Below are 24,460 nucleotides of genomic sequence, written 5' to 3' on the forward strand. Positions count from 1 at the left end.
AATCAGCGAATCAATGTAACGGTGCCTTTTCTGTTCTTCTTTTCTCCGTCGGCGGCTGTTACCTCAATTTCATACACGTACACTCCTGCTGGCTGCTGCTGCCCTTTATAGGTGCCGTCCCAGCCTTCGGTGGCGCTGGCTGACTGGTATACCACCTGCCCCGAGCGGTTATAGATCCGGATACTGAAGTGCTGGAAGAATTTCCCCTTTACGGTAAAAATGTCGTTGAGCCCGTCGTTGTTGGGGGTAAAGCCGCTGGGCACGAACAATTTTACGGACTGTTCCACCTCCAGTATATTGGAGTAGGAGTAGTAGCTTCCGTCGCGAGAGCTTGCCTTTACCCGGTACCGTAACTGCTGCTCATCTGGCAGGTTTTGTTGCGTAAAGCTCGTGCCGGAGACCGGGAAGGAACCTGTCACAATATAATCCGGGTCCAGGAGCTCTACCTCGTACTGTAGCGCGCCATCCCGAAAACCGCTGTAAGCAGACCACTGCAGCACAATGCCAGCCTCGCTCTGTTGCCGTAGAGCCAGGAGCATGGGACAAGTGATGTTGCTCACGGCCGAGACCATGCTGCAGGAGTCGGTGTAGGTGACCTGGTAGCAGTAGGCTGCTGGCTTGCCGGGCAGATCTGTGAAAAAGGCATTGCCGGAAGTGCCCAGGGTCTGCCAGCTGTTCCCCGTGCCCTGCCGCTGCACCGACAACTGCTTGAAAGTCTGTCCCTGGGGTGCCTCAAACGTAAGCATCACTTCATTGACGTTGTTATACGTAGAGAGCAGGCGGCCGGCTGGTGGAGCCGAAGTAGAGGTAACGCCCACACACTGGGTGGCAGAGATGGCAATGGCAGTTCCGCTGGCCGAAAGGCTGCGCATGCTGTAGCAATACGCCTGGCCGCATTTCAGGCTGGTGTCGGTGTGGCTGCCTTGTTGAGTTTGAGGGCTAAGGATGCGGGTGGTGCCCCGGAAGAGCTCCAGCCTTTGCTGCGGCACCTGGATGGTGCTCCAGGCAATGCCAGCTTCCTTGTCGCCCGGGGTTGCCTGGAGCACGATGGTGCAAAGGGTGTTAGAGAGGCTGGTGTTGCCGCAAACGTCTCTTACCCGAATCCTGTAGCAAGCCGCTTCTGCGGTGTTTATGTTCTCTATCGAAAAAGTATGCCTGCCGGGTTGCCTGATGCCGGAAATGGTGTCGGTGGAGAGGACGCTGCTGCCGGGTAGTTGCACCTGCTCCAGCAGATAGCTATACCCCGGAACTACCTGCTCTAGTGTTACCCGTAGGCTGCCATCTGCAGTGCCTTGCCTCTCAGTAAGCAGTTCCGATATAAAAGGGGGTTGCAGTGCCGGAATGTCTTGAAGCGTAAGAGAAGAGCTGTTGGTGCAGGAGCCCTCCGCAAAAGAGCCGGTGACGGTGAGCTGATAGGGGCCGTCGGCGGAATATCTGTACTTGAGCGGTTGGTCAGGTGCTATGGCTTCTGTATGGCCGTTCCCAAAGTCAACCTGGTAGGTATCGTAGCTGTTGTCGGTGAGGGTGATGCGAACGGTGCGGTCGGCGCAGATGCTGGCCTGGAAAGCGGGCTCAGGGCTTTCTTTCACCTCAAATGTTTGAGTGAAAAAATACCGGTTTCCCTGCATATTCACAAACTGAGTTATCTGGAATGTGCCGGGGGTGCTTGGGGTAAAAACTTTGCTGGTGTCCTTGTTCGGGTTGTTGCGGTCTTCCTCGTTAATAAAGTAGTACTCGTGTTCCGGGTTTACCTGGCCGGTGCAGTCTTTAAACCTGACTGTTTTGCCTACACAGAGCACCGTAACCTCTCTGCCTGCCTCATACACCTTAAAGCAGCCCTGGGCAAAAGCAGCAAGATTAGCGAACAGCAAAAAAACGGTCAGCAGGTACTTCAAGAGAAACAGGTTTTATATCTTCAAATCAAGCAAAAATAATTCAGAAATGCAGCAGGAAAGGCTGTATGCCTGCTGCCGTAAAGAATAAACTACTGCGCTTTTTGTTTAGTATGTTTTGGCAAGGTTAGTTTTCTGCTGACCAAGGGTGGTTACAGTTACAAAAGCCATTTGTTGTGTGTTGTTGCCTATAAATATCAGATAATCAGGAGACAACTGGTTTGTTGTTCAAGCTTAAATTATTCTAATAAAAATGCCCCTCCGGAGGTTCTGCTGCTCCGGAGGCTGTAGCTTTAAGTTGCCTTACCTTATAGCTTCCGCCAACTGCCACTCTTTCTTACTTACCTGATCGGAAGGAAACAAGAATGTTAAATCTTCTCTACCTCCACCTTCCGCATGAAAGACAGCGTACTCTTGAGGTGCGGGTGCAACAGGGTGTCTGCAGCAATAAACGGAACCTCTTGCCGGAAGGCGCTCACCAGCTTTTCGAGGGCAGGTGACGTTTGGAGTGGCCTGCGGAACTCCAGAGCCTGCGCGGCATTGAGCAGCTCTATGGCCAGGACCGTCTCCAGGTTCTGCACCACCTGGTATAGCTTGGTGGCAGCGTTGGCGCCCATGCTCACATGGTCCTCCTGCCCGTTAGACGACGGGATGGTGTCGGTGGAGGCGGGGGCGCAAAGCTGTTTGTTCTGGCTCACCAGGCTGGCTGCCGTGTACTGACTGATCATGAGGCCCGAGTTTAAGCCAGACTCCGCCACCAGGAACTCAGGTAAGCTGTTCTTCCCTGCCAGCAGCTGAAAGATTCTTCGTTCCGATATGCTGCTCAGCTCTGCCAGGGCTATCGCCAGAAAGTCCAGGGCCAGGGCCAGTGGCTGCCCATGGAAATTTCCGCCCGATATAATTTCATCCTCCTCCGGAAAAATGCTGGGGTTGTCGGTTACGGCATTGACCTCTGTTGTGAAAACGTCTGCAGCATATTTGATCGCGTCTTTGCTGGCACCGTGCACCTGCGGCATGCAGCGGAAGGAGTAAGGGTCCTGCACATGCTCTTTGGGTTGCAAAATGATCTCGCTGCCTTGCAGGAGCTGCCGGAGCCGCTCAGCCGTCTGTATCTGGCCCTGGTGAGGGCGTATCTGGTGCAGCAGGGGGTGGAAAGGATCTATGCGGCCACTAAAAGCATCCAGAGAGAGAGCCCCGATCACATCGGCCCAGGCCGACAGCCGCTTTGCCTGCAGCAGGCACCAGGTGCCGTAGGCGCTCATAAACTGGGTGCCGTTGAGCAGGGCCAGGCCTTCTTTGGCTTTGAGGTTGATGGGCTCCCAGCTGAACATCTCCAGAATATGCTTGCTGTCGAGCTTATAGCCCTGAAAATTGGCTTCGCCCAGGCCCAGGAGTGGCAGGCAGAGGTGCGCCAGTGGGGCCAGGTCGCCGCTGGCGCCTAGAGAGCCCTGCTGGTACACCACCGGGTACACTTCGCGGTTAAAAAAATCGATAAGGCGTTTTACCGTTTGCAGCTGCACCCCGCTATGCCCGTAGGCCAGCGACTGCACTTTGAGCAGCAGCATCAGTTTGACCACCTCAGCTGGCACCTCGGCCCCAATGCCACAGGCATGCGACATCATGAGGTTGCGCTGCAGCTGTTCCAGATCTTGTGCGGGCACTTTCTTGTCTGCCAGCGCCCCAAAGCCGGTATTGATGCCATAGATGCGCTGGTCGGTCTGCTTTATCTTCTGCTGCAGGTAATCATAGCAAGTCTGGATGCGCGTTTCTGCCTCAGCTGAAAGCGCCAGCGTGAAGTTGGCGGAGAGAATCGCTCCGATGGCTTCGAGGCTGAGATGACTGCCGGAGATTGTGTGAACGCCGCTCATTGGTTTTGTTTGTAAATCGTTAAAAGGAATAGCGAAGTTGTGATGTTATTTCTTTTAAATCCAGTGTTATATCAAATAAAGTTCATCCTTTGGTTGAAGGTAATAGTCACCCAAAAAAGTTTTTTCCCCTGTCTGATTTCACGAATATTAGTTTCAGAAACTGTCCTTTCTCCTGGTGTGGTTCTCCTTGTAACTAAACGGAAAAGCTTTGCAATAAGCGTACCTTCGGCAATTTAGCAGCAGCCATTGGCTCCGGAGGGGCATTTTTATTAGAATAATTCCGCCTCCGGAGGTACGCGGCTTTTGCTGCCAGTTAACCTGCCAGCACCTTTACCAGCTCCTCGGTTGTTACGTCCTGCTGCTCGCCGGTAAGCATGTTCCGGAGCTTGAGTTTGCCACTGGCCATTTCCTCAGACCCGATCAGTACTACATACGGAATCCGTTTCTGGTCGGCGTAGCTCATCTGCTTTTTCAGCTTGGCCGCCTCCGGGTAAAGCTCAGAGGCTATGCCCGCATTGCGCAGCTGCTGCAGCACGGGCAGGGCGTATTGCTCCGATGCTTTGTCGAACTGCACCAGCAGCACCTGCGTGCCTGCCTGGCTGCTGTCCGGGAACAGCTGAAGCTCCTCCAGCACGTCGTACACGCGGTCCACGCCAAAAGAGAAGCCCACCCCCGACACGCCGGGCAGCCCGAACATGCCTGTGAGGTTGTCGTAGCGGCCACCGCCACTGATGCTGCCCATGTTCACATTGTTCACCTTCACCTCAAAAATGCAGCCGGTGTAGTAGGAGAGGCCTCGTGCCAGCGTCACATCCAGCTGCAGCCGGGGCTGACCGGAGGTGTTCTGGCTGATAAGCGCCTGGCTCTGCAGCAGCTCCAGGTACTGCCAGACCTCCCGCAGATCGGCGAGGCCCCGGTTGCCTTCGGCTGTTTCCGAAAGTAGGGTGGTGAGCTTGTCCAGAATCTCTTCGTTTGTGCCGGTCAGGTCGTAGAGTGGTTCTAATTTCTCGACAGCAGCGGTTTTGATGCCCCGCTCCAGCAGCTCTTTGCGCACGCCTTCCTTTCCGATCTTGTCGAGCTTATCGATGGCGACGCAGATTTCGCTTTCGCGGCCTTTCTCGCCGATGGCCTCGGCAATACCGGCGAGTATGCCCCGGTGGTTTATTTTTATCGTAAAATCGGTGAGGCCGAGGGTGGTCAGCACTTCCTGGATCATCTGCACGATCTCCGCCTCGCAGAGCAGCGAGTTGGTACCCACCACATCGGCATCGCACTGGTAAAACTCGCGGTAGCGGCCTTTCTGCGGGCGGTCGGCGCGCCACACCGGCTGTATCTGGTAACGCTTAAACGGAAAGGTAATGTCGTTGCGGTTCATGACCACAAAGCGGGCAAAGGGCACTGTGAGGTCGTAGCGAAGCGCTTTTTCAGAAATTTTCCGGGTAATGTGCTTCGAGCCCTGCTCTATGTCGGCAGCGGTGGTTTTGGACAGGAAATCGCCGGAGTTCAGGATTTTAAAGATCAGCTGGTCGCCTTCGTCGCCGTATTTGCCTGTGAGCACCGATAGCTGCTCCATGGCTGGGGTTTCGAGGGGCAGGTAGCCGTATTTCTCGAATGTGCGCTTGATTACGCCAAAAATATAGTTTCGCTTGACCACGACAGCGGGGCCAAAATCACGAGTTCCTTTCGGAATGGATGGTTTCTCTTTGCTCATGCCTTCAGAATTTGCTCCGCGAAGTTACTAAATAGGATGGGATTTGAAGATTGGAGGATTTGGAAATTTGAGAATTGAAGATTTGGTGATGATGGGCTGGCGATCTTGCGGTTTAATCTGGGTAGGAAGGTAAGCCAATTATTCTAATGAAAAAGCCCTTCCGGAGGTATCTGCTGCTCCTGCTGCTCCTGCTGCTGCTGCTCTATTAGACGTTAACTGATAGACTTTTTTAGATTCAGGACTTCTGGAGATTACGAGCTTTTGGCCTCTGGAAGCAACTCCGGCTATGGGTTTAAAAAACTTTGCATCTGGCAAATTGGCCCTTTAACAACTAGCAAATAGCAAGCAACAACCAATTATTCTAATCAAAATGCCCATCCGGAGCCCAGTAGCTCTGCAGCTTCTGCTGCGGCTACCTACGAAGGGTTAATTAAAATGCGTTATTGTCGCCTCGGAGCATGTTGTAGACGGTATAGAAGATAATTTTCATGTCGAGCATGAAGCTCCAGTTCTCCAGGTAGAAGATGTCGAGCTTTACGCGGGCGCGCATCTGGTACACTTCCTTGGTTTCGCCCCGGTAGCCCCGCACCTGCGACAGGCCGGTGATGCCAGGCTTAATGAAGTGCCGCACCATAAACTTGTCTACAATCAAGGCATACTCTTCGGTGTGCTTGAGCATGTGCGGGCGCGGACCCACCACCGACATGTTGCCGATGAGCACGTTAAAGAACTGTGGCAGCTCGTCTATACTGGTTCTTCTGATAAAGGCTCCGATCCTGGTAATTCTTTCATCGTCTCGCCTGGCCTGTAAAGAATCGGCATGGCTGTTGACGTACATGGAGCGGAGTTTCCAGCAGTTGAAAATTCTGTTGTCGATACCGGAGCGCTCCTGTTTAAAGAATACCGGGCCTTTTGAGTCCAGCTTTATAAGCAGGGCCACCACCGGAATGAGCCAGGAAAGAATAAAGATGATGACAAAAAGGGAGAAAATGATGTCGAAAGCACGTTTCAGGGTTTTGTTGATGGCATCATCGAGGGGGATAGACCTGAGGATGAGCACCGGCAGCATGTCGTAAAAATCTATCTTCAGGCGCTTGTACTGGAAATCGCCGGGCTCTGGCATGATTTTCATCCGCACCAGGTTGTTGTCAGTAAAATCGAGCAGGCGCACCACCTGCTCCTTTGTCATTTCGTGGGGCGAGCAGTAAATTTCATCTATATTGTTTTCCAGCACAAAGCGTTCCACGTCCGCTATCTTGCCCATCACGTTTGGCTCGCCAATGGCCTTGTCGTCGAAAAAGCCGATAAAGCGGTAACCGTGCTCCGGATGCAGGTTAAAGAAACGCCTCAGTTCCAGGCCGGTGTTGCCATACCCCACGATAATCACCTTCCGGAAATTATAGCCCCTTCTTCTCAAAAACTTGAGGGCATACACCACAAAAAGCCGCCAGAAAAGCACGGAGCCTCCCAGCAAAAGGTAATGGTAGACCAGAAAATCGCGGGAGAAGTAACTTATATTGAAGGCGTTGAGGGCGGCCTCTACGAGCAGAACATACAGGAAAATAACTTTAAGCGCATTTAGCAGCACCCGAATGGTACGGGCTACCCTGAAATACCTGTAGATACCCAGCAGAGAGGCACAGCTAAACCAGCCCAGTACGGAGTATAGTATGAACTGGGCGTGGTTTGAGGAAACGAAATCGCTTAAACTACCCTTCGCCAGTGCGTAAGCCGAAACGGCAGATGCCGTAACAGCCACCAAGTCTCCAAGTGCATGTACCAGTTTAATGTATTTAGAATAGAGTCCTGGCATTAAAAATTTACAATGGTTGAATTGGGCAACATGTAATGGTCAATACTTTAAACCTTTCTGAGCCTTGGTAGAGACAAGGCCAAATTTACAGAGTTTAATCTTTTTTATGCCAATTTTATTTGATCTTGTTTTACACGTGTTCCGGTGCTGAAGAAACAGCTGAGTTTTTTTCAGGAGCCAGGCAGCGCACAGGGCGGCACCTGCTTCCAGTAAAAAAGAATCTTGCCACTTCTGCCTGCCATGCCTGTGATGCTCCTTTTTAATCGTCTCCTGGTTTTTGTTCTTTGCCTGTGTAAAGCCGTAAGGCGAACAGGGAATTAAATAAGGCATAGGTAACAATGCCCTTATTGCTGCTGAGAAGAGATTCTGTGAGGGAGCAAAGAATAAAAACAAGCAGAAAGGCCACGTACAACAGGTGGTTTTGCCTGAGTGCCAGCAACAAAGGGAGCAGGAATGCGGCCAAATGCAGGGTAAGAGCCGGAATGCCAGCCGTTAACCAGGCATCGAGGTACACATTATGAGGTCCGTAATTGTCTTTGTAGAGCACATCGCTGTAGCCATTGGTCTGGTAGCAGTTGTTCAGGTTCTTCTGTACATTACCTGTGCCCAACCCCAGGAGCCAGTTCTGGTCCAGCAGTTCCATCGTACAAAGCATAATGCCGACTCTTATGTTGGTGGAGTTGTGGTATATGCCACGTGGCGGCTCCAGAGTTGTTTCCTGTATCTCCATAAACCGGTGTGCAACAATAGGAGTGCGTGCCAGCACCATGGCGAACAAAACAAGCATAATGGCGCCTGCTACCAGTATGATATAGCGCTTATGCCTGATGACATAGCCAATGCCAAAACAGATTCCTGTAGTTGCCAGTGCTAGCTGCGGCATTCTGGAGGAAAGAGCCAATAGCAGCAGCAGCATATAGAGAAGCATGGCCGCACCGGCCAGTTTTTGCCAGATGGCTGCACGGCCCCAGTATTTATAGAGCAAATAGCAGGTGATAAGGATGGCCGTTACTGCAAAAAAGCTCAGATAAGTAGGATGCAGGTCTGTATAATCAGAGAACCTGTCGCGAATAATATTATTTGGGAACGTGCTCCTCAGGCCGGCCAGTGTTGGGTAGTCTCTTAGCAGCCTGGCAAACCCATAGGCGGAGAGAATGGTTATTCCGGTTACAAATGCCGCAAAAATAAGCAGGAAGGATTTCCGGGAAAGTGTGATGCTCCCGATAATAAGAGGCAATACGAGCAGCGTTAACTTTGTTTCGAGCAGCTTTAGAGCATCTGAAAAGTTATCGGCCCCGAGGGCGGCTATTCCAAACACCAGGTACAGGAGCAGGAACAGCAGGAAGAGCCTGCGCTGGCACAGAACCTGAAGCCGGGCCCTTATGTTGCCCCCTGCCAGCCAGGTAAGGAGCAATGCGCCTGTAGCCAGGCTGGTGGCGGCTATGGAAAAAGGTACGAAGAATGCTATTGCTGCCAAACACCCTACAGTAGCGACCTGAGCTAACTCATCGCGTCTGCTCATAGCGATCCTGTACATATTGTTTAAATTTTGATGCGAAAACAGCTCTGCCAAATTGTTCGGCGTGCCTTCTGATAAGGCAAGGTTCAAAGCTTTCCTGCTGCGCTTCGAACCGGTTGACACATGCTATCAGGCTTTGGGAAGTCTGCTTCTCAAAAAAGAGCCCTGTCTGGCCATCTATTACAGTTTCGAGGGCTCCCCCCTTGCCGTAGGCCAGCACCGGGGTGCCGCAGGCCTGTGCCTCTACCGGAGTTATGCCAAAGTCCTCTTCTGCCGCAAACACAAACGCTTTAGCCCGCTGCATATGATCTCTCAGCACCTCAAATGGCTGGTACCCCATCATCAACACATTGGGGCCTGCTTTTTTTACGATCTTTTCCCAGTCAGGGCCCTCTCCGATCACGATCAGCTTTTTGTCTGGCATCTGGCTAAAAGCCTCCACCACCAGGTCTACCTTCTTGTAAGGCACCAGCCGCGAAGCTGTCAGGTAAAAATCTTCTTTGGCTGTGTGGAGCGTGAAGTTATCGACATCCACAGGCGGGTAAATAACAGTGGCTTTTCGGTTGTAGATTTTGGCAATGCGCTTGGCAATGTAGTTTGAGTTGGCGATAAAGAAATCCACCCGGTTGGTAGAGCTTATATCCCACATCCTGATATAGTGAATGATGAATTTTGCCACAAAACCTATTATCCCTTTTTTCAGCCCCGACTCCCGCAAATACTGGTGATAAAGGTCCCAGGCGTAGCGGATAGGGGAGTGGCAATAGCAGATATGCAGCTGGTTGGCATGGGTAAGCACTCCTTTCGCCACGGCATAGGAGGAGGAAATAACAATGTCGTACTCCGAAAGGTCGAACTGCTCGATAGCCAGGGGGAAGAAAGGCAGATAAGACCGGTATTTCCGGGCTGAAAAAGGAAGCTTCTGAACAAAGGAGGTATGGATGGTGGCATGACGAAGCCTGCTCCCCTCCAGTACCTGCTTTTCGAGCACCAGCGTATGAATGGGGCCTGGATAAATGTCGTAGATGGCCTCCAGTACCCTTTCTGCTCCGCCCATTACCGGAATCCAGTCATGTACCAATGCTATTTTGAGATCAGTCATTGCCTGCTATGCTTCAAAGTCTTCAGGAGCCACATGCTGCCAATGCTTAATGGAGCTCAAAAAATCAAAATTAAATATAAAACCCATATCTAGCAGCACCTGCGGAATAATATGTGTGGGAGTGGCTGCCTTTCTGACCCTAACCGGGTGAACTGGGCTTTTCTGACGCAGGAAAAACTGCAGAAAGGTTGCTGCTGTAACCAGAAACGGCGCAGGAATGGATAGAATGGGCGCTTTGCTATGAAAAATATTTTTAATGATGCGGGTGATTTCCCCTACTGTTTCGGTAGGATGCTCCACATAGTTGTAGGTGATCTGCTGCTGCCTGCTGTCCAGGGCGAAATCAACACTTTCTATAAACCCATAAATGTAGGCATAGGACTTATGGATGTTTTTAGAGCCTGGAATAGCAAAATAGCCTTTCCGGATGGCTTTGATCATACGCATGATATTGCCTGGGTCGCCTGGACCATAAATAACGCCTGGCCTGCTGATCAGCAACCTCCTGTTAGCGCTGCCTGCCCGCCACTGGCTTAGCAATTCTTCGGACTTCAGCTTAGACGAACCATAGGGAGTGGTTGGGGCCAGTCTGCTGTGCTCGCTCGTAGGCGTGAGGCAGGGACCATACACGGCAATGCTGCTGGTGAAGTAGATATGGGGGCAAGCTACCCTTGCGGCAAAATCGCAGACTGTCTCAGCTCCTTTTATATTGGTTTCGAAATACTCTTCTGCCTCGTGCCCGGGTTCCCGGTGTATGGCCGCCAGATGAAATATCCAATCCGGACGCTTCGGCAGGTCCAGGTTTATGGGGAGCCGCACATCTGTAAGGGAGCTGGAAATATTTGGCAGGCCTTTAAGGGGCGTTTCTCTGATATCGGCAATGTGCACGTGCGAGAAGCGCCCGCTCTTAAGAAAGTGCTGTGCCAGATGAGTACCCACAAAACCTGCACCTCCAAAAATTATACACAAGGACATGTAGCTGCTTTTTATTTTCTGCTTTCAAAGATAAGCATATTTAAGTTGCCTCAACCAGGTAGGCCGCCAGGCAAAACGGCGTTCGCAACAAAGGGGGAGTAATGTTTTGAGTATCAGTAAGATTTACTGCACCAGGCCAGCACAAAAACTGCATCAGGCCGGCAACTGCTGCAGTATATCCAGAAGTTGCCGTGCAGATTGCCGCCAACTGTACCGACCGGCCTGCTCCAGGCCCTTAGCCCGCAGTTCCTCCTGCAGTGGTTGGCTAGCCAGCAACTGGTTTAGCCTGGCTGTGATATCAGTTTCCTGGTACGGGTCCACAAAAAGGGCTGCCTTGCCGCACACCTCCTCTATGGGACCTATTGCTGAGGTGATCACCGGGCACCCAAGCGCCATGGCCTCGATATTCGGGATGCCAAAACCCTCGTAAAGTGAGGGGTAGATAAAGGCGGTGGCATGCCGGTAGAGCCTGTGCAGCTCCTCATCCGGCACGTAGCCTATGGCCTGCGCCTGTGGCGTTTCTTTTAACAGCCGCTGCAGCTCCTGGTCTGCAAACACCTTGCTGGAGCCACCTATAATCAGCAGTTTGACTTCCTTGTCCTGTATGGCTCCAAACGCCTTGAGCAGGCGAACAAAGTTTTTGCGGGGATCTAAAGAGGAAACAGCCAGCACATACCGGGCAGGTAAATCGTTTTTCTCACTTTTGGAGTTGGCAGGAGCGGAGCTGAAGGAGACTGCATTATAGATGACCTCCACTTTTGTTGCCGGCACGTTCAGGATCTGAGTTATATCGGCCTTCATATGCTGCGTCACGGTTATAATCTTGAGGGAATTGCGCGCAATGTGTGGTATCAGGAAGTTATAATATAGGTAAAACGGCTTCGAAAACCAACCCGGATTTACTTTAAAGGCCAGGTCGTGGATCGTGACTACTTTGTTCGGGTAAAGGAGTGGTGCTGTATTGGCCAGGTTCAGCAGCAGCGGGTTGCCCTGTTTTTTCAGAAACAGGGGCAGCTCAAACTGCTCCCACAGGTGCCCATTCATTTTGCCGAACGTTACAACCCCTAGTTCTGCTGCCACTTCCTTGTGCAGAATATGTGGAGGCGCCACAAACACCGTCTCCGGCAATAGCTTTTTGATCTGGCGGCTTAGTTCTATGCCAAACCGTTGCACACCTGTTACAGGCTGCGTGAGGAAGCGGGCGTTTATGCAGAGGCTATTCACTTGTTTCTAGAGATGCAGTAGAACGGCTTGGCTTACTGGAATCTAAGGAGGCGATCAGTCCAAAATAAAACCAAATAAATAAGAGCGTGAAAGTAGGGAAGGCAATGAAGCAGATGAGCATGGCGATAAGGCCATTCCGCAATACCCGTGACTTATCTATAGTTGATTTTCTGAAAAGGCAATAAAGGAAAATAAGGAAAAGAAACAAGCCTGTATACCCAACCTCTGAAAGGATTTCCATATAGATGTTATTCGGGATGACTTTAAAATTCATGAATCTGAAACGTGGGTCTGCTAAATATTCAATATAATGCAAGGCATAATTGGATATACCCACTCCAATGAATGGGTTTGCATTACCTACATTAAGTGCGGTAAGTGTCGAATTTGTCCTGTCAGCCTTAGAGAAAGTTGCATGAGTAATTTTTGAGGTGTCGCTAAAAAGTTTGTCTACTATAATAAACCTGAATCCTTCTATCTGGAAAAGGAGGACAAGCACAATGCCAGCCACCGCCGCTACAACCAGAAAGCGGTGAAAATTCTTTGTGTTGAAGTAAGCATGGAAATAGTGGAGCGACAGAAAAATTCCCAAGCCGACAATAGATGTTGTGGAAGAAGTGGTTATGATAGTAATAAAGAAAAGTATTGCAAACTTGTTCTTCTTTACATACATGGCCACTATGCCTGAAACGAGTAGAAACAGCCCCATATAGTTGCCTTCTTTAAAGGTGCCGCATCTGACCAGGGTCTTCCCAAATACGTACATCGTTTGTGGTTCTTCATCCATTCCGGGGAGTAACAGGTAGGGGACACCGATCAGGCTACTGATAAAGAGATACCAACTATAAAGGGCTGCTATGGCGGCACCATAGAGAAATAAGCTTAAGTATTTGTAAGGCCGATCATGTAAGGCGTTAGCTGAAACTATATAGGCAAGGTAGGCCAGAATCAAATAAGCCAGCTTCATGATACTATCAAACTTATACCCAAACCTGCTTTCATATTCGTGAAAGGAATAAGGGTATTCCCAAAACAGGTTTACGGTAGTTGATAGTACGGTGAACAGGATGAAAGCCAGCAGGGCAATCTGGTAAGGATGTCGTAAACCCAAAATCCTGATCTTCTGATGGATCAGGATCAACAAAAAAATTAAGCCCAGCGCTATTTCCGAGATCTTTAAAGGGAACGCAATCTGTATGGTGAGCGCATAACTGTAAGCTAAAAAGAAAAAGAAGAATGCTATTACTGTATTATCGTATAGTTTAAACTTTAAAGAAGGTCTGTCCATAGAACAATTTGCATAATAGTGTATTTGGTACAGAAAGAAGGTGTCTTCCAGCTCCAACTTATGTGGAAAGGGGCCAGACCACTACTTTTACAGGTGCCAATGGCTATTGGTAAGTTGGTGCAGCAACTCTCTGGAAGGGCATTTTCATTAGAATAATTTCTGCCGGCTCACTTGAAGCCTCTTCCCTTCGGGAAATAGGGCTTCCTTTTCTTTCAGGATGCCTAATGTGTACTTTGAGTAAGGTCGGCTTCATATTCTGGCTGGCATCATGCCATTCTTGACGTAAGCTAGCATACTCGCCACTACAGCTCGCTTGTTATACTGCTTTACTCTTTCTAAGCCAGCCTGCGCGTACATTGCTCGGTTTTGGTTTACCCGTTCGATGGTTTTTAGCCAGTCATCTTTACCCCATCCTTTTACTGTTTCTCCAACTCCCTCCACAACCTCAATCATAGCGGAGTTGTGGGGAGATATCACCGGACAGCCGCATGCCATGGCTTCCAGTTGAGGCATGCCAAATCCTTCGTTCTTAGAAGTGGATAGATATAAAGCTGCCATGTTGTAGATCTTAACCAACTCTTCTGTCGGCACAAATCCTCCAAACCTGACGCTATCAGCGAGTTGTTCCAGGAGTGCAGGATCGGTACCGGTCTGGTGGCTACCCCAACCTTTTGCACCTATTATGAGCAACCGATACCCCTTGGATACTAAGGTTGGCATTAATGACAGCAAAAACGACAGGTTTTTCCGTGGCTCCAGAGTGCCGACGAACAAGATAGTTTTATCAGTGATTGCATACTTTTGTTTTAACGATCGTACTTCCGTCTCCTGGAGTTCAAGCGGTCTGAAAATATCGGTATTGATAAAAAAGCCGGTATAAACTCTTTCAGGACGCCATTCCGGGAAAAATTGTTCTAGACTTTGCTGGGTATAGGCCGAGTTTGTCCAAATCATGTCTGCAGATCTTATGGAATAGTCATGCAAGAGCCTGAAAAAAAGTTTGTTGCCGAAGGACATGGTTGACGGGAATACCTTATATACCATGTCGTGGACTGTAACCAGCTTTTTCATATGCCGGGGAAGCCCTGGGGGGAGTAAGAAAGCGGGCCCCCAAAACAAATCTGCTTTTACTTCCCTCACAACCTGGCCCGCCTTAAGAAGGTACCAAAGGCTGGAAACGCTTCTGAAGATAGGCAGTGGCCGGACTATTACATGAACATTCTGGAACTTGTGCAGGTTATTCTCCAATTCCGCATTAAAAGGCTCATTGGTCAGCAGATAAAATGACCAGCCAGGTTCCTGACCAGCCATTTCGTTTATAGCTGTTACTAAGAAATTAGGAATCCCTGAAGATGATTTTCGCAGGGATCTGCAATCAATGGCAACTTTCATGAGGGGAATAAAAGGATGCTTCGGCACAAAGATACAGGATATGCCTCTTTTAAACGAGATTTTTGGTGAAAGTCCCTTATCAATGCTTCTTGCCTGCTGTTTTAAGTTTTGCCACCGCCTACTTTTGTAGTTTTGTAGGAGCTTGTGCCTCCTCTTTATTTCGTGGTAACGGTAAGCAGGTTGCTCGTATAGATCCCGCCACTTGCAGACCCATTAGCGATAAGCAAAAATGCTTTGATCGCTGGACTTAGAAAATACCGCCAAAGAAGGGACCTTAGCAAACTGCTGGCGTTTTTAGCAATCGGGTTAAGTGCATAATGAGTTGTTTTGGTAAATCCGGCCATGCGCAAGAGTTGCGACATACTGTCAGCAGAAAATGACCTTATATGGGTAATGTCGCCGTTAAAAGACGGGCGGAGAGGAGCAAAACTGTTCGGCACGTGTATAATAAACTTGCCACCCTCATGGAGGCTTCGGTGTATCTTTTTAAGCAGGGTTACCGCATATGCAATTTCCAAGTGCTCCAGCACATCCATCAAAAGGATGACGTCATATTTTTTATCCTGGTCTAAGAATTCCGATGCGTCAGCCAAAAATACATTTTTCAGACCCATCTTTTCTCTGGCGTAAGTAACCTGCTCCTGGCTAATATCTATTCCTACTATGTTCTGATAGCCCAAGTCGGTTATTGCTTTGTTGTACCTTCCATAGCCGCACCCGATTTCGAGTATCTTAATTTCCTTGTTTTCGGGAAAGTGTGGCAGAATGTGGTGCTTGAAATATATGATGCTGTTTTGGGTAAACTTGGCTTCATCTACATTGAACAGAACTGATGTAGTCGTGTAGTTCTCATATAAATCTACTTTCATGGAGCAACGCTGTTAGCTGGTTTAATGGTGTTCAAAAAAATGAAGTAATGCAAATGCTGTTTTTATTTTGCCATTTAACTAGAACATAGTTAAAGTAAAAATTGTTGCTTGTTGTTTTACCGAAAGCTTTTGCTATACAAATGCAAAACGCTCCCTTTGTTTGGCATGGCAAATTGAACAACATACTTTTAGCGCCTGGATGTACGATTGCCAGGCAATTTGCCAGAACGAGCGACCGATGTCAAAACTCTCCACTGATTATCGTTCTGGTTTAAGAATAGTCAACCTGTTTCTACTAACTGTTTGTCCCTGGCCTCACCGCCTATGAAACACTTATACTTGTCTTTCTCTTCTTTTTAGGCAACACCGTCAGGATGTGTCGCGCCAGTTAATTATTGAGCAGTAGTTAATTAAAATCGCTCTACTGATACTTTGAATAACTATTTGGTTTGCAAAAGTATGAAATTAGTCGATTTGCTTTGGCTGAAGACAAAGTTTTTTACTTGCAACCTGCACTCTGGCTCCTGGTCATAGCAATTCTCTCTTCAGGAGGTGTTCAAGCAAACAGCCTTCCACCTAACGTGGCTCCGGCTAACTGTAGTATTAGTTGGTTAGCCTGCTGCTGATTTGGTTTTCCAGGTAATGCCGATTAAGCGGCCTAGAGCTAATTATTCTAATGAAAAAGCCCTTTGGGACCAATTTGGCCTTAGAAGTTGACATGGCAGTTACAAAGAGCTAGGACTTTATTTATCTGGCCGGGTTATGTAGTTATAGACCGCATAGATACCTGCAACCTTTAGCAAGGCTATGGTCTGCATCCTGAACATAGGGTAGGTCTTTTTAGTGAAAAGATTGAAGAAGTAGGAGGATACAAATTGTGCCACAAGTGTAGAGATGGCAGCACCTAATCCACCGTAGAATGGTATTAGCAAATAATTCAATACTAAGTTGATGACCGCCCCTGCAAGCGTTTTGTAAAGCATGAATTTTTGCATATTATTGGTTATAAACCAATTAGTGGAGGCAAAACTCATAAATACGAAAATGCTCGTCCAGGTGTGTATTACCAGAATAGGAGCCGCCGGCGCATAAGCCGAGTCGTATAAGAAGTTAATGATAAATTCGGAAGATAAAGAAATAAGAATGGCTGTTGCAATACCGAGAGTGGCTGTGATGTCCAGCGACCGTTGTACTTGTTTGTGAAAGTTCCTAATAGATTCTTTTTTAGCCCTAATAATAGAAGGCAATAGTGAATTGCTAATAATAAGTGGAATAAACCACCAGACCTCTGATAATCTTACTGCTGCAGCATATATTCCTACAGCCTTGTCTCCAACCATCTGGCCCAGCATAATTTGGTCTAACCGCATATAAATCAGGATCACCATGCCTGCAATAGTTAGTGGCAGGTTGTTTTTGAGCAGGTATGCAATAATGTCCTTGTCTATTTTCCAGGATATGAGAGAGTTCACTTTGGAAGTATACATACCTGCCAGGAACACAGCGGTGAGAGCCAGTTCCAACAAATTTACCAGCACAAAGTGGATTAGCTCGCCATTGTTCAGGAGTAGGATCACTTTCAGGATGGCGCCGATCAGAAAGGCGGCGTTGCGGGCAATTACTGTGAACCTGGACTTTAACTGCGATTGAAAGTAAAAGTCCACAACATCCAGCGATTGAAAAATAAAGCCGGAAGCTATTAACGACACCAGGATGAGTGTGTACTCCTCATTCGGCCTTACCAGCAGGATGGAACCTGCCGCCAATAGTACGCCAGCAAGCCCTCCCCAGAACTTTAGGAAAAACGCAGCACCTAATATGCTATTACTCTTTCCGCTATCCTGAACAAGCTCTTTTATAACAACGCTATCCAGCCCCAACGTCGAAAAGATGCTGAAAAGCGCAACAAAGGCTATTGTGTAGTTCCAAAGGCCAAACTCTTCTGGTCCCAGATACTTCGCAATCCAGACCATCAGTGCAAAGGTTAATCCGGCACGTAATACTTTATCGATAACAAGCCAGATGATATTCTTTACCACAGCGGCTTGCCTGAGCCTGGTAGTTATAGTGGAAAGTAAGGTGAAGTATTTTGTATACACTATGTATAAAATTGAGAATTAAAGAGCAACCAACCTTTAGATTGCCAATCTTCAGGCCATAAATAGTTGATGTCCTTTCACTTAACCCACAGCTCTGATAAAGCTTAGGAAAGGCCCATTTCAAAATCCGAGGCTGTTGACATGAGGTACTAACTTAAAGAAGCATGTCAGTTTGTACAAAACAGAACGTACTTCCTCAAGCAATTCCTTCCTAAAACCCTCAAAGATGAGACAAAATAAGGAAGGGTGGAAGAAAACACGCAATTTAATGCGGTCCTGTGCATACTGGAATCTGATTTTATTAAAATTACAAGAGTCAGCGCCAAAAATTGATAACGAAGCCCATACAAGTAAATCATCCTGGTAATTAATTCGTTACTTGCCATTACTAGCCTGTTTAATAATAATCCTGTACCCTGAAAAAAGCCCAGGTGTGAACTTTTTATGTCTCTTAGCTTGACTTAGAGACCCAAAAGCTGTTTCAATGGAATTTTTGCCGAACACTATTCACTTACAAACAGATCAAAAAAAAAGACTCTACCTATGAGAAAGTAGTATCGGTGAAAGGTTATTGTTGTGTCTATATCCATACTTATTGTAGTTTTGTATCAGTAAGACTACGGTTGTAAAGGGAAATTTTATTAAACGGTTACTATGTTAAAAGAGCAGAAGGAGGAAGTAAGGGTTTTTTCCTCTAAGAATGAGTCTAGTGAGGAAGTTGATCTAGGAGCTTTTTTCCAGTTACTGAGGCGGGGGCTTAGAAGCATTGGGAATTTCTTCGGGTATTTAATCCACCTGATATTCAGGAAAATCCTGGTAATTGGTTTATTTATGGCGATAGGCTTAGGGATCAGCTATATAATGTACAAGCTTGCCAAACCTTTCTATACCTCCTACATGACAGTCTCTCTGGCTGAAATTCGGAACGATTTTGTGGGTGGGCAGCTAGGGGTGCTGGAGCAAATGGTGAACGAAGACAACTTTGAGGCCTTGTCTGACAGACTGGACATCTCTCTGCAGGCGGCTCAGCAGATTAAAAGCCTTAAGTTCACCAATCTTGATGAGGATATTATTGAAGAGGACAGCGTTTTAACTGGGTCACCTATCCGGATTGAACTAAAGTTGTATGACAATACGCTTTTCACCGCCATGGAACCTGCCATTACCAACTTCCTGGAGAATAACCCCTACTTTTCAAAGCAGAAGCTTATACGCGAGAACAGGTACCGGAAGCTGATCGGCAAGTACAGAAATGATGTAAAGTCGATAGACAGTATCAAAACCTCGCTTATAAAACCTGCCGGCCCTGTGAACGGTTTTGTTTATGGCGAGCCGTTAGACCCTACCGAGCTATACAGAGAAGGGATAAGCATCTATAAGTTTCAGGTGGAAATGGAGGGTGAACTGGACAGGATTGAGAGTATACAGGTGGTGAATAGTTTTGCCCCGAAGCTCAGGCCAAATGGACCCAACCTTAAACTGCACCTGCTAGTCGGGGCGCTTATCTCCCTGATAATCGGACTAATTATGGCCCATTTCTTGGAGACAAGAAAGAAAGCGAGGATCTAGCATTCAATATCACAAAAAAGCGCCAGGGTCGAAGTATGATCGTGGCGTTTTTTTTTGTAGGGCTACCGTCCTGCGGTTGCAGCTATTATAAGAAGGCTACTAAGGATTGACTTTGTACCTGTGCGCATAAATTCTTTCAATAATCTCCACCACTTTTAGTCCTTCCAGGGCGTTTGTAGTGATCGTGTTTCGTCCTTTCAAGGTATCTACTACATTTTCTATAACATAATGATGGTTTTGCGCCGAACCTTTGTAGGCGCCATAGTCATTGCCGGGGTTGGTGGGCGCAAGTTCAGGAAGCGTGTAATCTTTAATATGGCAATACTCCACCTTATCCATGTACTGGCCGCCTATTTTCACGGAGCCGTTTTCAGCAATAATGGTCATGCTGCTCTCCAGGTTCTGGTCCCAGATGGCGGTGGAGTAACTGAGGCAACCCATGCCTCCGTTCACAAAATCGAAACAAACGAAGCCGGAGTCTTCGAAATCGGTCAGGTGCTGGTGCGTAAAGTCGTTGAATTTGGCCTTTATATTTTCTATATCGCCGAAGAGCCAGTACATAATGTCCACGAAATGAGAGAACTGGGTAAATAAGGTGCCGCCATCCAACTCCTGGCAGCCATGCCAGCCACCCTGACTATAATAGCGCTCATCGCGGTTCCAGAAGCAGTTTAGCTGCACCATAAAAATCCTGCCCAGCACGCCCCGCTCCATCAGGTCCTTGATCCAGACGGATGGTGGTGAGTAGCGGTTCTGCATAACTGTGAAGACGTGTTTATGCACGTGCAGCGCTTTAAATATTACTTTTTCGGCATCGTGGCGGGTCAGAGTCATGGGTTTTTCCACTACAATGTGCTTGCGGGCTTCGAGGCATTGCAGCGCCTGCTGGGCATGGCAGCCGTTGGGCGTGGCAATGTTTATGACATCTGCCTCTACACCTGCTCCCAGGAAATCGTGCAGGGAATTAAAGTAGGGCAGGTGCCGGAACTCCGGTGCCAGGTTTAGCTCTTCTTTCGCCCTGGTGTCTATTAAAGCCACTAATTCGGATTCCGCATTCCTGAAGATCATGTCAGCATGGCGCTTGCCGATATGCCCCAGGCCCACCATCGCAAATTTTATTTTCTGATCCTGAAAAGGCATCTAGGTAAGTTTGGTTACGGTATTGTTTTCCAATGTATAAATTTCTCCGCTCTCGGGGCAAACTGCGCGGCCCGTTGCATCGAAGTCCAGGCGGTGTCCGTATTCGCTCATCCAGCCTATTTGTTTAGATGGGTTCCCTACTACCAGGGCATAGGGCGGAACGCTTTTGGTAACCACCGCACCTGCTCCAACAAAGGCATAGGCACCAATCTCGTGGCCGCAAATGATAGTGGCATTGGCTCCGATGGTAGCCCCTTTGCCCACATGGGTGCTGGCATACTGGTCGCGCCTTTTTATGGCGCTGCGGGGGTTCACGACGTTGGTGAAAACCATGGAGGGCCCCAGAAACACATCATCGTCGCAGGTAACGCCTGTGTAGATCGAGACGTTGTTCTGCACCTTTACGTTATTGCCGAGCACCACCATTGGCGAGATAACTACATTTTGGCCGATATTGCAGTTTTCACCGATCCGGCAGCCGGCCATAATATGCGAGAAATGCCAGATCCTGGTGCCATCGCCGATCACGCTGCCTTCCTCGATTACTGCCGTTTCGTGGTTGGTGTATCCCATATCTATTTAATCCTGAAAAATGAATTGCCTGATAGCCTTTGTGATGTAAGCAAGCTGCTCCTCGTCCTGCTCGGTGTGGATGGGGAGGGACAGCACCTGTGCACAAAGTTGCTCAGATACCGGGTAGCCTTCCGGGGCCTGTTTATAGTGGGCATAAGCTTTCTGCCGATGCAGGGGCACCGGGTAGTACACCATGCTCGGAATCCCCTTCTCCTGCAGATAGGAACGAAGCCGCTCTCTGCTAACACCAGCGCATGTTAAGGTGTATTGATGAAACACATGGCTGGAGTTTTCTGCCCTTTTGGGTATTTTTATACCACTCAATCCACTTAACGCTTGATCATAAAACTCGGCAGACCTGTTGCGGCGGGAGCTATAAGCGTCTAAGTAAGGGAGCTTTACGCGCAGAATAGCGGCCTGCAGGGTGTCCAGCCTGGAGTTAATCCCGACCAGGTCGTGGTGGTACTTTACTTTCTGGCCGTGGTTGGCCAGCATGCTCAGTTTTTCGGCAAGGGCATCGTCCTGCACCAACAGAGCTCCTCCATCGCCGTAGCAACCCAGGTTTTTGGATGGAAAAAAGGAGGTGGTGCCAAGATGCCCCATGGTGCCAGCTTGTTTGGTAGTGCCATCTGAAAAAGTATAGGCAGCCCCCAGGGCCTGGGCCGTGTCTTCTATTACAAACAGCTGATGCGCCTGCGCCACGGCCAGTATCTGCTCCATGCCGGCACATTGCCCGAAAAGGTGGACGGGTACTACGGCCTTTGTTCTGGAGGAAATGGCTTTCTCGATGCCTGCTGCTGTCAGCATAAACGTAGCAGGGTCCACATCGGCAAACACGGGTGTCAGGCCCAGCAGGGCAATAACTTCTGCCGTGGCCACATAAGTAAACGTGGGCACAATTACTTCGTCTCCGGGTTTCAGGTCGAGCGCCATCAGGGCAAGTTGCAGGGCATCTGTTCCGTTAGCGCAGGTTATGGCATGCTTTGCACCCGTATAGGCGGCCAGCTCCTTGGCAAACAGTGCTACCTCAGGCCCATTAATAAAGGCTGCCTTCTCCAATACACCCGACATGGCGGCATCTATTTCCTTTTTAAGGGCGAGGTACTGACGCTGAAGGTCAACCATCTGTATCTTCATATCGATAGGCCGTATTTGTTTTAAAGCGGTGAACTTCCTGAACTGCCAGTTTAATTGCTGGTGCCTTTGTCCGGACCGGCGCAGGATGCAAACTTCCGTAAAGTTATCTAAAATTTTACAATGGCTTTTCGCTTCAGCAGCCTTCGTCGGCTGTATTTTTTGAAGGTGCCATTTTGCCTGCATCTTTTTATAGGGTCCCTTCCCCAGGATTTTACAAACTTAAAGAATGTGCAGCCGGGAGCAGTTCTAAATTATGCTAATGAAAATGCCCCTCCAGAGGCTCTGATACTGTTGTCTGTCTGAATCAGGAAGAGAGGATGTTAGGATTAGCGGGATTTTCTTTATCGTTTTTATTACTCGCCCACCCGATCCCCCTAATCAAGTTCGGGAACTTCGAGGTTTAAGCTGACAACCATAGGGGCCTCTGGTTTTAAATCAACAATTAAACAATTTAAAAATCAGCCACTAACAATTAACAACCAAATTATTTCAATGGAATTAGCCCTCCGGAGCTTCTGCTGTTCCTGCTGCTCCTGCTGGAGACTTGCTTAGGAATTGGGCCAGAAACAACAAAGCCGCTCTCTTTGGGAGCGGCTTTGTCTGTAATAAAAATTTCATCGTCTCTAATCATCCTTCCGGAGAACCCAGCTCAGGTTGTACAGGTCTTTGCGTCTGTCTTTCAGGTTCCGGACGCTGCCTGCGGTGTTCAGGTCTTTGAGCAGGTCCAGGTCGAGGTCGGCGATCAGGGTCATCTCAGTATTTGGCGTTGCCTCTGCCACTACGGCATCGTGCGGGAAGGCAAAGTCAGAAGGGGAGAAAACGGCCGACTGCGAATACTGGATGTCCATGTTCTCTACCTTCGGCAGGTTGCCCACGCTGCCTGTAATGGCCACATAGCACTCGTTCTCGATGGCGCGGGCCTGGGAGCAGAGCCGCACCCGCAGGTAGGCGTTCTTGGTGTCGGTCCAGAAAGGCACGAAGAGGATCTTCATGTCCATGTCGGAGAGCATACGGGCCAGCTCCGGGAACTCGATGTCGTAGCAGATCAGGATGCCGATTTTACCAATGTCCGTATCGAAAATTTTGAGCTTGTGGCCGCCGCGCATCCCCCAATAGTGCGTCTCATCAGGCGTTACGTGCAGTTTGTACTGCTTGTCGTAGGTGCCATCGCGGCGGCAGAGGTACGACACGTTGTAGAGCTTGTTGTCGTAGTACTCCGGCATGCTGCCTGCAATAATGTTGATGTTGTAAGACAAGGCCAGGTGAATCATGCGCTCGCGGATCTCCTCGGTATACTCGGCCATGCTCCGGATGGCCTCAGACGGACTCTCCTCGTTGGTGAGCGCCATGAGGGGTGCATTGAAGAACTCCGGGAACATCACAATATCGGACTTGTAGGAGCTCACCGTGTCTACGAAGAACTCCACCTGCTGCATAAAATCGTCGAGCGACTTCACGGCCCGCATCTGCCACTGCACAATCCCGATCCGGACAACCGTTTTTTTGCCGCCTATGAGCTTCTCCTTTTCCTCATAGTACACGTTTATCCACTCCAGCAGCGTGGCGTAGGCTTTCGATTCTTTGTCGTCGGGCAGGTAGCCTTTCAGGATCTTGCGCACGTGGAAGTCGTTGCTGATCTGGAAAGAGAGCACCGGGTCCGAAAGTTCTTTGTTCCGCACCATTTCTATGTACTTGGCTGGCGAGAGCTTATCGGCATAGTCGATGTAGCCGGGGATGCGGCCTCCGGCAATGATGGCGCGCAGGTTCAGCTTCTCGCACATTTCCTTACGGGCATCGTAGAGTCTGCGGCCCAGGCGCAGGTTGCGGTACTCCGGGTGTACAAACACATCCAGGCCATACAGGGTGTCGCCTTCGGGGTCGTGGGTTTTAAAGGATCCTTTGGTTATGATCTGGTCGTAGGTGTGTTTGTCGCCGATGCTGGCATAGTCTACAATTATACTCAGGGCGGCCGCCACCACATTGCCTTTGTCTTCGATACAGATCTGGCCCTCGGGGAATTTTTTCAGCAGACTAGAGAACTCTTTTCTGGTCCAGGCCCCCATGTTGGAGTACACCTTGTCCATGATCTCTTTTACTTCTTTATAATCTTTCAGTTCCAGCTGGCGTAGCAGCAGCCGGTGTTCGGTATTGTTGTCGTTTCTTTCACTCATAAATTAAATTGATAATTCATCTGAACGTATACGAGGTTAAAGTATAGTAAAGATACGATGGGTAAGGATAGCCCACTCTGGAAGGGCTTCAACCACAAAAATAGCTAATTTTGATCAG

At 48.9% G+C, this 24,460-nt stretch carries 17 protein-coding genes; 1 reads left to right on the forward strand and 16 read right to left on the reverse strand.

Translation table 11 applies throughout. The features are described from left to right. Positions 1 to 2: 2 nt before the first annotated feature. From FJM74_RS16200 to FJM74_RS16255, 12 genes are all read right to left on the reverse strand, one after another. Entirely contained in the window at positions 3 to 1,895 is a 1,893-nt protein-coding gene (locus FJM74_RS16200) for a T9SS type B sorting domain-containing protein (RefSeq protein WP_187263685.1), read from the reverse strand. 365 nt (positions 1,896 to 2,260) lie between these two features. After that, positions 2,261 to 3,760: a histidine ammonia-lyase gene (hutH, locus tag FJM74_RS16205; protein ID WP_187263686.1), complete on the reverse strand. Its 1,500-nt coding sequence runs from the start codon at positions 3,758 to 3,760 to the stop codon at positions 2,261 to 2,263. Between the two features lie 313 nt (positions 3,761 to 4,073). After that, positions 4,074 to 5,471, reverse strand: coding sequence for a histidine--tRNA ligase (gene hisS, locus FJM74_RS16210; RefSeq protein WP_187263687.1), 1,398 nt, complete (start codon positions 5,469 to 5,471; stop codon positions 4,074 to 4,076). A gap of 430 nt (positions 5,472 to 5,901) precedes the next feature. Next, positions 5,902 to 7,284, reverse strand: a complete 1,383-nt coding sequence (locus tag FJM74_RS16215) for an undecaprenyl-phosphate glucose phosphotransferase (protein WP_187263688.1) — start codon at positions 7,282 to 7,284, stop codon at positions 5,902 to 5,904. 259 nt (positions 7,285 to 7,543) lie between these two features. Continuing rightward, positions 7,544 to 8,821 (reverse strand): O-antigen ligase family protein, encoded by a 1,278-nt coding sequence (locus FJM74_RS16220; protein ID WP_187263689.1) that lies wholly within the window; start codon positions 8,819 to 8,821, stop codon positions 7,544 to 7,546. Continuing rightward, positions 8,790 to 9,905 (reverse strand): glycosyltransferase family 4 protein, encoded by a 1,116-nt coding sequence (locus tag FJM74_RS16225; RefSeq protein ID WP_187263690.1) that lies wholly within the window; start codon positions 9,903 to 9,905, stop codon positions 8,790 to 8,792. The genes FJM74_RS16220 and FJM74_RS16225 overlap by 32 nt, the downstream gene beginning before the upstream one ends. A 6-nt stretch (positions 9,906 to 9,911) precedes the next feature. Continuing rightward, positions 9,912 to 10,880 (reverse strand): NAD-dependent epimerase/dehydratase family protein, encoded by a 969-nt coding sequence (locus FJM74_RS16230; RefSeq protein WP_187263691.1) that lies wholly within the window; start codon positions 10,878 to 10,880, stop codon positions 9,912 to 9,914. Between the two features lie 153 nt (positions 10,881 to 11,033). Further along, complete coding sequence (locus tag FJM74_RS16235; RefSeq protein ID WP_187263692.1) at positions 11,034 to 12,104, reverse strand: glycosyltransferase family 4 protein; 1,071 nt, start codon at positions 12,102 to 12,104, stop codon at positions 11,034 to 11,036. Further along, the gene (locus FJM74_RS16240; protein ID WP_187263693.1) at positions 12,097 to 13,392 is read right to left on the reverse strand and encodes an O-antigen ligase family protein; all 1,296 of its coding nucleotides are present in this window, start codon (positions 13,390 to 13,392) and stop codon (positions 12,097 to 12,099) included. The genes FJM74_RS16235 and FJM74_RS16240 overlap by 8 nt, the downstream gene beginning before the upstream one ends. A 249-nt stretch (positions 13,393 to 13,641) precedes the next feature. Continuing rightward, positions 13,642 to 14,784 carry a glycosyltransferase family 4 protein gene (locus FJM74_RS16245; RefSeq protein WP_187263694.1) on the reverse strand — a complete coding sequence of 381 codons (1,143 nt, stop codon included), beginning with the start codon at positions 14,782 to 14,784 and terminating at the stop codon, positions 13,642 to 13,644. Between the two features lie 155 nt (positions 14,785 to 14,939). After that, positions 14,940 to 15,653: a class I SAM-dependent methyltransferase gene (locus FJM74_RS16250; protein WP_187263695.1), complete on the reverse strand. Its 714-nt coding sequence runs from the start codon at positions 15,651 to 15,653 to the stop codon at positions 14,940 to 14,942. A 743-nt stretch (positions 15,654 to 16,396) separates the two neighbouring features. Then, positions 16,397 to 17,692 carry a flippase gene (locus FJM74_RS16255; RefSeq protein WP_187263696.1) on the reverse strand — a complete coding sequence of 432 codons (1,296 nt, stop codon included), beginning with the start codon at positions 17,690 to 17,692 and terminating at the stop codon, positions 16,397 to 16,399. A gap of 714 nt (positions 17,693 to 18,406) precedes the next feature. Here FJM74_RS16255 and FJM74_RS16260 point away from each other — a divergent pair. Continuing rightward, the gene (locus tag FJM74_RS16260; protein WP_187263697.1) at positions 18,407 to 19,321 is read left to right on the forward strand and encodes a chain length determinant protein; all 915 of its coding nucleotides are present in this window, start codon (positions 18,407 to 18,409) and stop codon (positions 19,319 to 19,321) included. A 99-nt stretch (positions 19,322 to 19,420) separates the two neighbouring features. Here FJM74_RS16260 and FJM74_RS16265 read toward each other — a convergent pair whose 3' ends face one another. The 4 genes from FJM74_RS16265 to FJM74_RS16280 form a co-directional block, all read right to left on the reverse strand. Continuing rightward, positions 19,421 to 20,461: a Gfo/Idh/MocA family protein gene (locus FJM74_RS16265; protein ID WP_187263698.1), complete on the reverse strand. Its 1,041-nt coding sequence runs from the start codon at positions 20,459 to 20,461 to the stop codon at positions 19,421 to 19,423. Then, positions 20,462 to 21,034 carry an acyltransferase gene (locus FJM74_RS16270; RefSeq protein WP_187263699.1) on the reverse strand — a complete coding sequence of 191 codons (573 nt, stop codon included), beginning with the start codon at positions 21,032 to 21,034 and terminating at the stop codon, positions 20,462 to 20,464. It abuts the gene before it with no gap. A 6-nt stretch (positions 21,035 to 21,040) separates the two neighbouring features. Further along, positions 21,041 to 22,171, reverse strand: coding sequence for a DegT/DnrJ/EryC1/StrS family aminotransferase (locus FJM74_RS16275; protein WP_187263700.1), 1,131 nt, complete (start codon positions 22,169 to 22,171; stop codon positions 21,041 to 21,043). Positions 22,172 to 22,794: 623 nt separating this feature from the next. Beyond that, positions 22,795 to 24,342: a bifunctional GNAT family N-acetyltransferase/carbon-nitrogen hydrolase family protein gene (locus FJM74_RS16280; RefSeq protein ID WP_187263701.1), complete on the reverse strand. Its 1,548-nt coding sequence runs from the start codon at positions 24,340 to 24,342 to the stop codon at positions 22,795 to 22,797. Between the last annotated feature and the right edge of the window lie 118 nt (positions 24,343 to 24,460).

Source organism: Pontibacter beigongshangensis, assembly GCF_014332515.1.
In the GTDB taxonomy this organism is placed as follows: domain Bacteria; phylum Bacteroidota; class Bacteroidia; order Cytophagales; family Hymenobacteraceae; genus Pontibacter; species Pontibacter beigongshangensis.

Coding starts and splice junctions, on each gene's coding strand:
- hutH (WP_187263686.1), bottom strand. CDS start 3,760: ATGAGCGGCGTTCACACAATCTCCGGCAGTCATCTCAGCCTCGAAGCC.
- hisS (WP_187263687.1), bottom strand. CDS start 5,471: ATGAGCAAAGAGAAACCATCCATTCCGAAAGGAACTCGTGATTTTGGC.
- FJM74_RS16215 (WP_187263688.1), bottom strand. CDS start 7,284: ATGCCAGGACTCTATTCTAAATACATTAAACTGGTACATGCACTTGGA.
- FJM74_RS16220 (WP_187263689.1), bottom strand. CDS start 8,821: ATGTACAGGATCGCTATGAGCAGACGCGATGAGTTAGCTCAGGTCGCT.
- FJM74_RS16225 (WP_187263690.1), bottom strand. CDS start 9,905: ATGACTGATCTCAAAATAGCATTGGTACATGACTGGATTCCGGTAATG.
- FJM74_RS16230 (WP_187263691.1), bottom strand. CDS start 10,880: ATGTCCTTGTGTATAATTTTTGGAGGTGCAGGTTTTGTGGGTACTCAT.
- FJM74_RS16240 (WP_187263693.1), bottom strand. CDS start 13,392: ATGGACAGACCTTCTTTAAAGTTTAAACTATACGATAATACAGTAATA.
- FJM74_RS16245 (WP_187263694.1), bottom strand. CDS start 14,784: ATGAAAGTTGCCATTGATTGCAGATCCCTGCGAAAATCATCTTCAGGG.
- FJM74_RS16250 (WP_187263695.1), bottom strand. CDS start 15,653: ATGAAAGTAGATTTATATGAGAACTACACGACTACATCAGTTCTGTTC.
- FJM74_RS16260 (WP_187263697.1), top strand. CDS start 18,407: ATGTTAAAAGAGCAGAAGGAGGAAGTAAGGGTTTTTTCCTCTAAGAAT.
- FJM74_RS16265 (WP_187263698.1), bottom strand. CDS start 20,461: ATGCCTTTTCAGGATCAGAAAATAAAATTTGCGATGGTGGGCCTGGGG.
- FJM74_RS16270 (WP_187263699.1), bottom strand. CDS start 21,034: ATGGGATACACCAACCACGAAACGGCAGTAATCGAGGAAGGCAGCGTG.
- FJM74_RS16275 (WP_187263700.1), bottom strand. CDS start 22,171: ATGAAGATACAGATGGTTGACCTTCAGCGTCAGTACCTCGCCCTTAAA.
- FJM74_RS16280 (WP_187263701.1), bottom strand. CDS start 24,342: ATGAGTGAAAGAAACGACAACAATACCGAACACCGGCTGCTGCTACGC.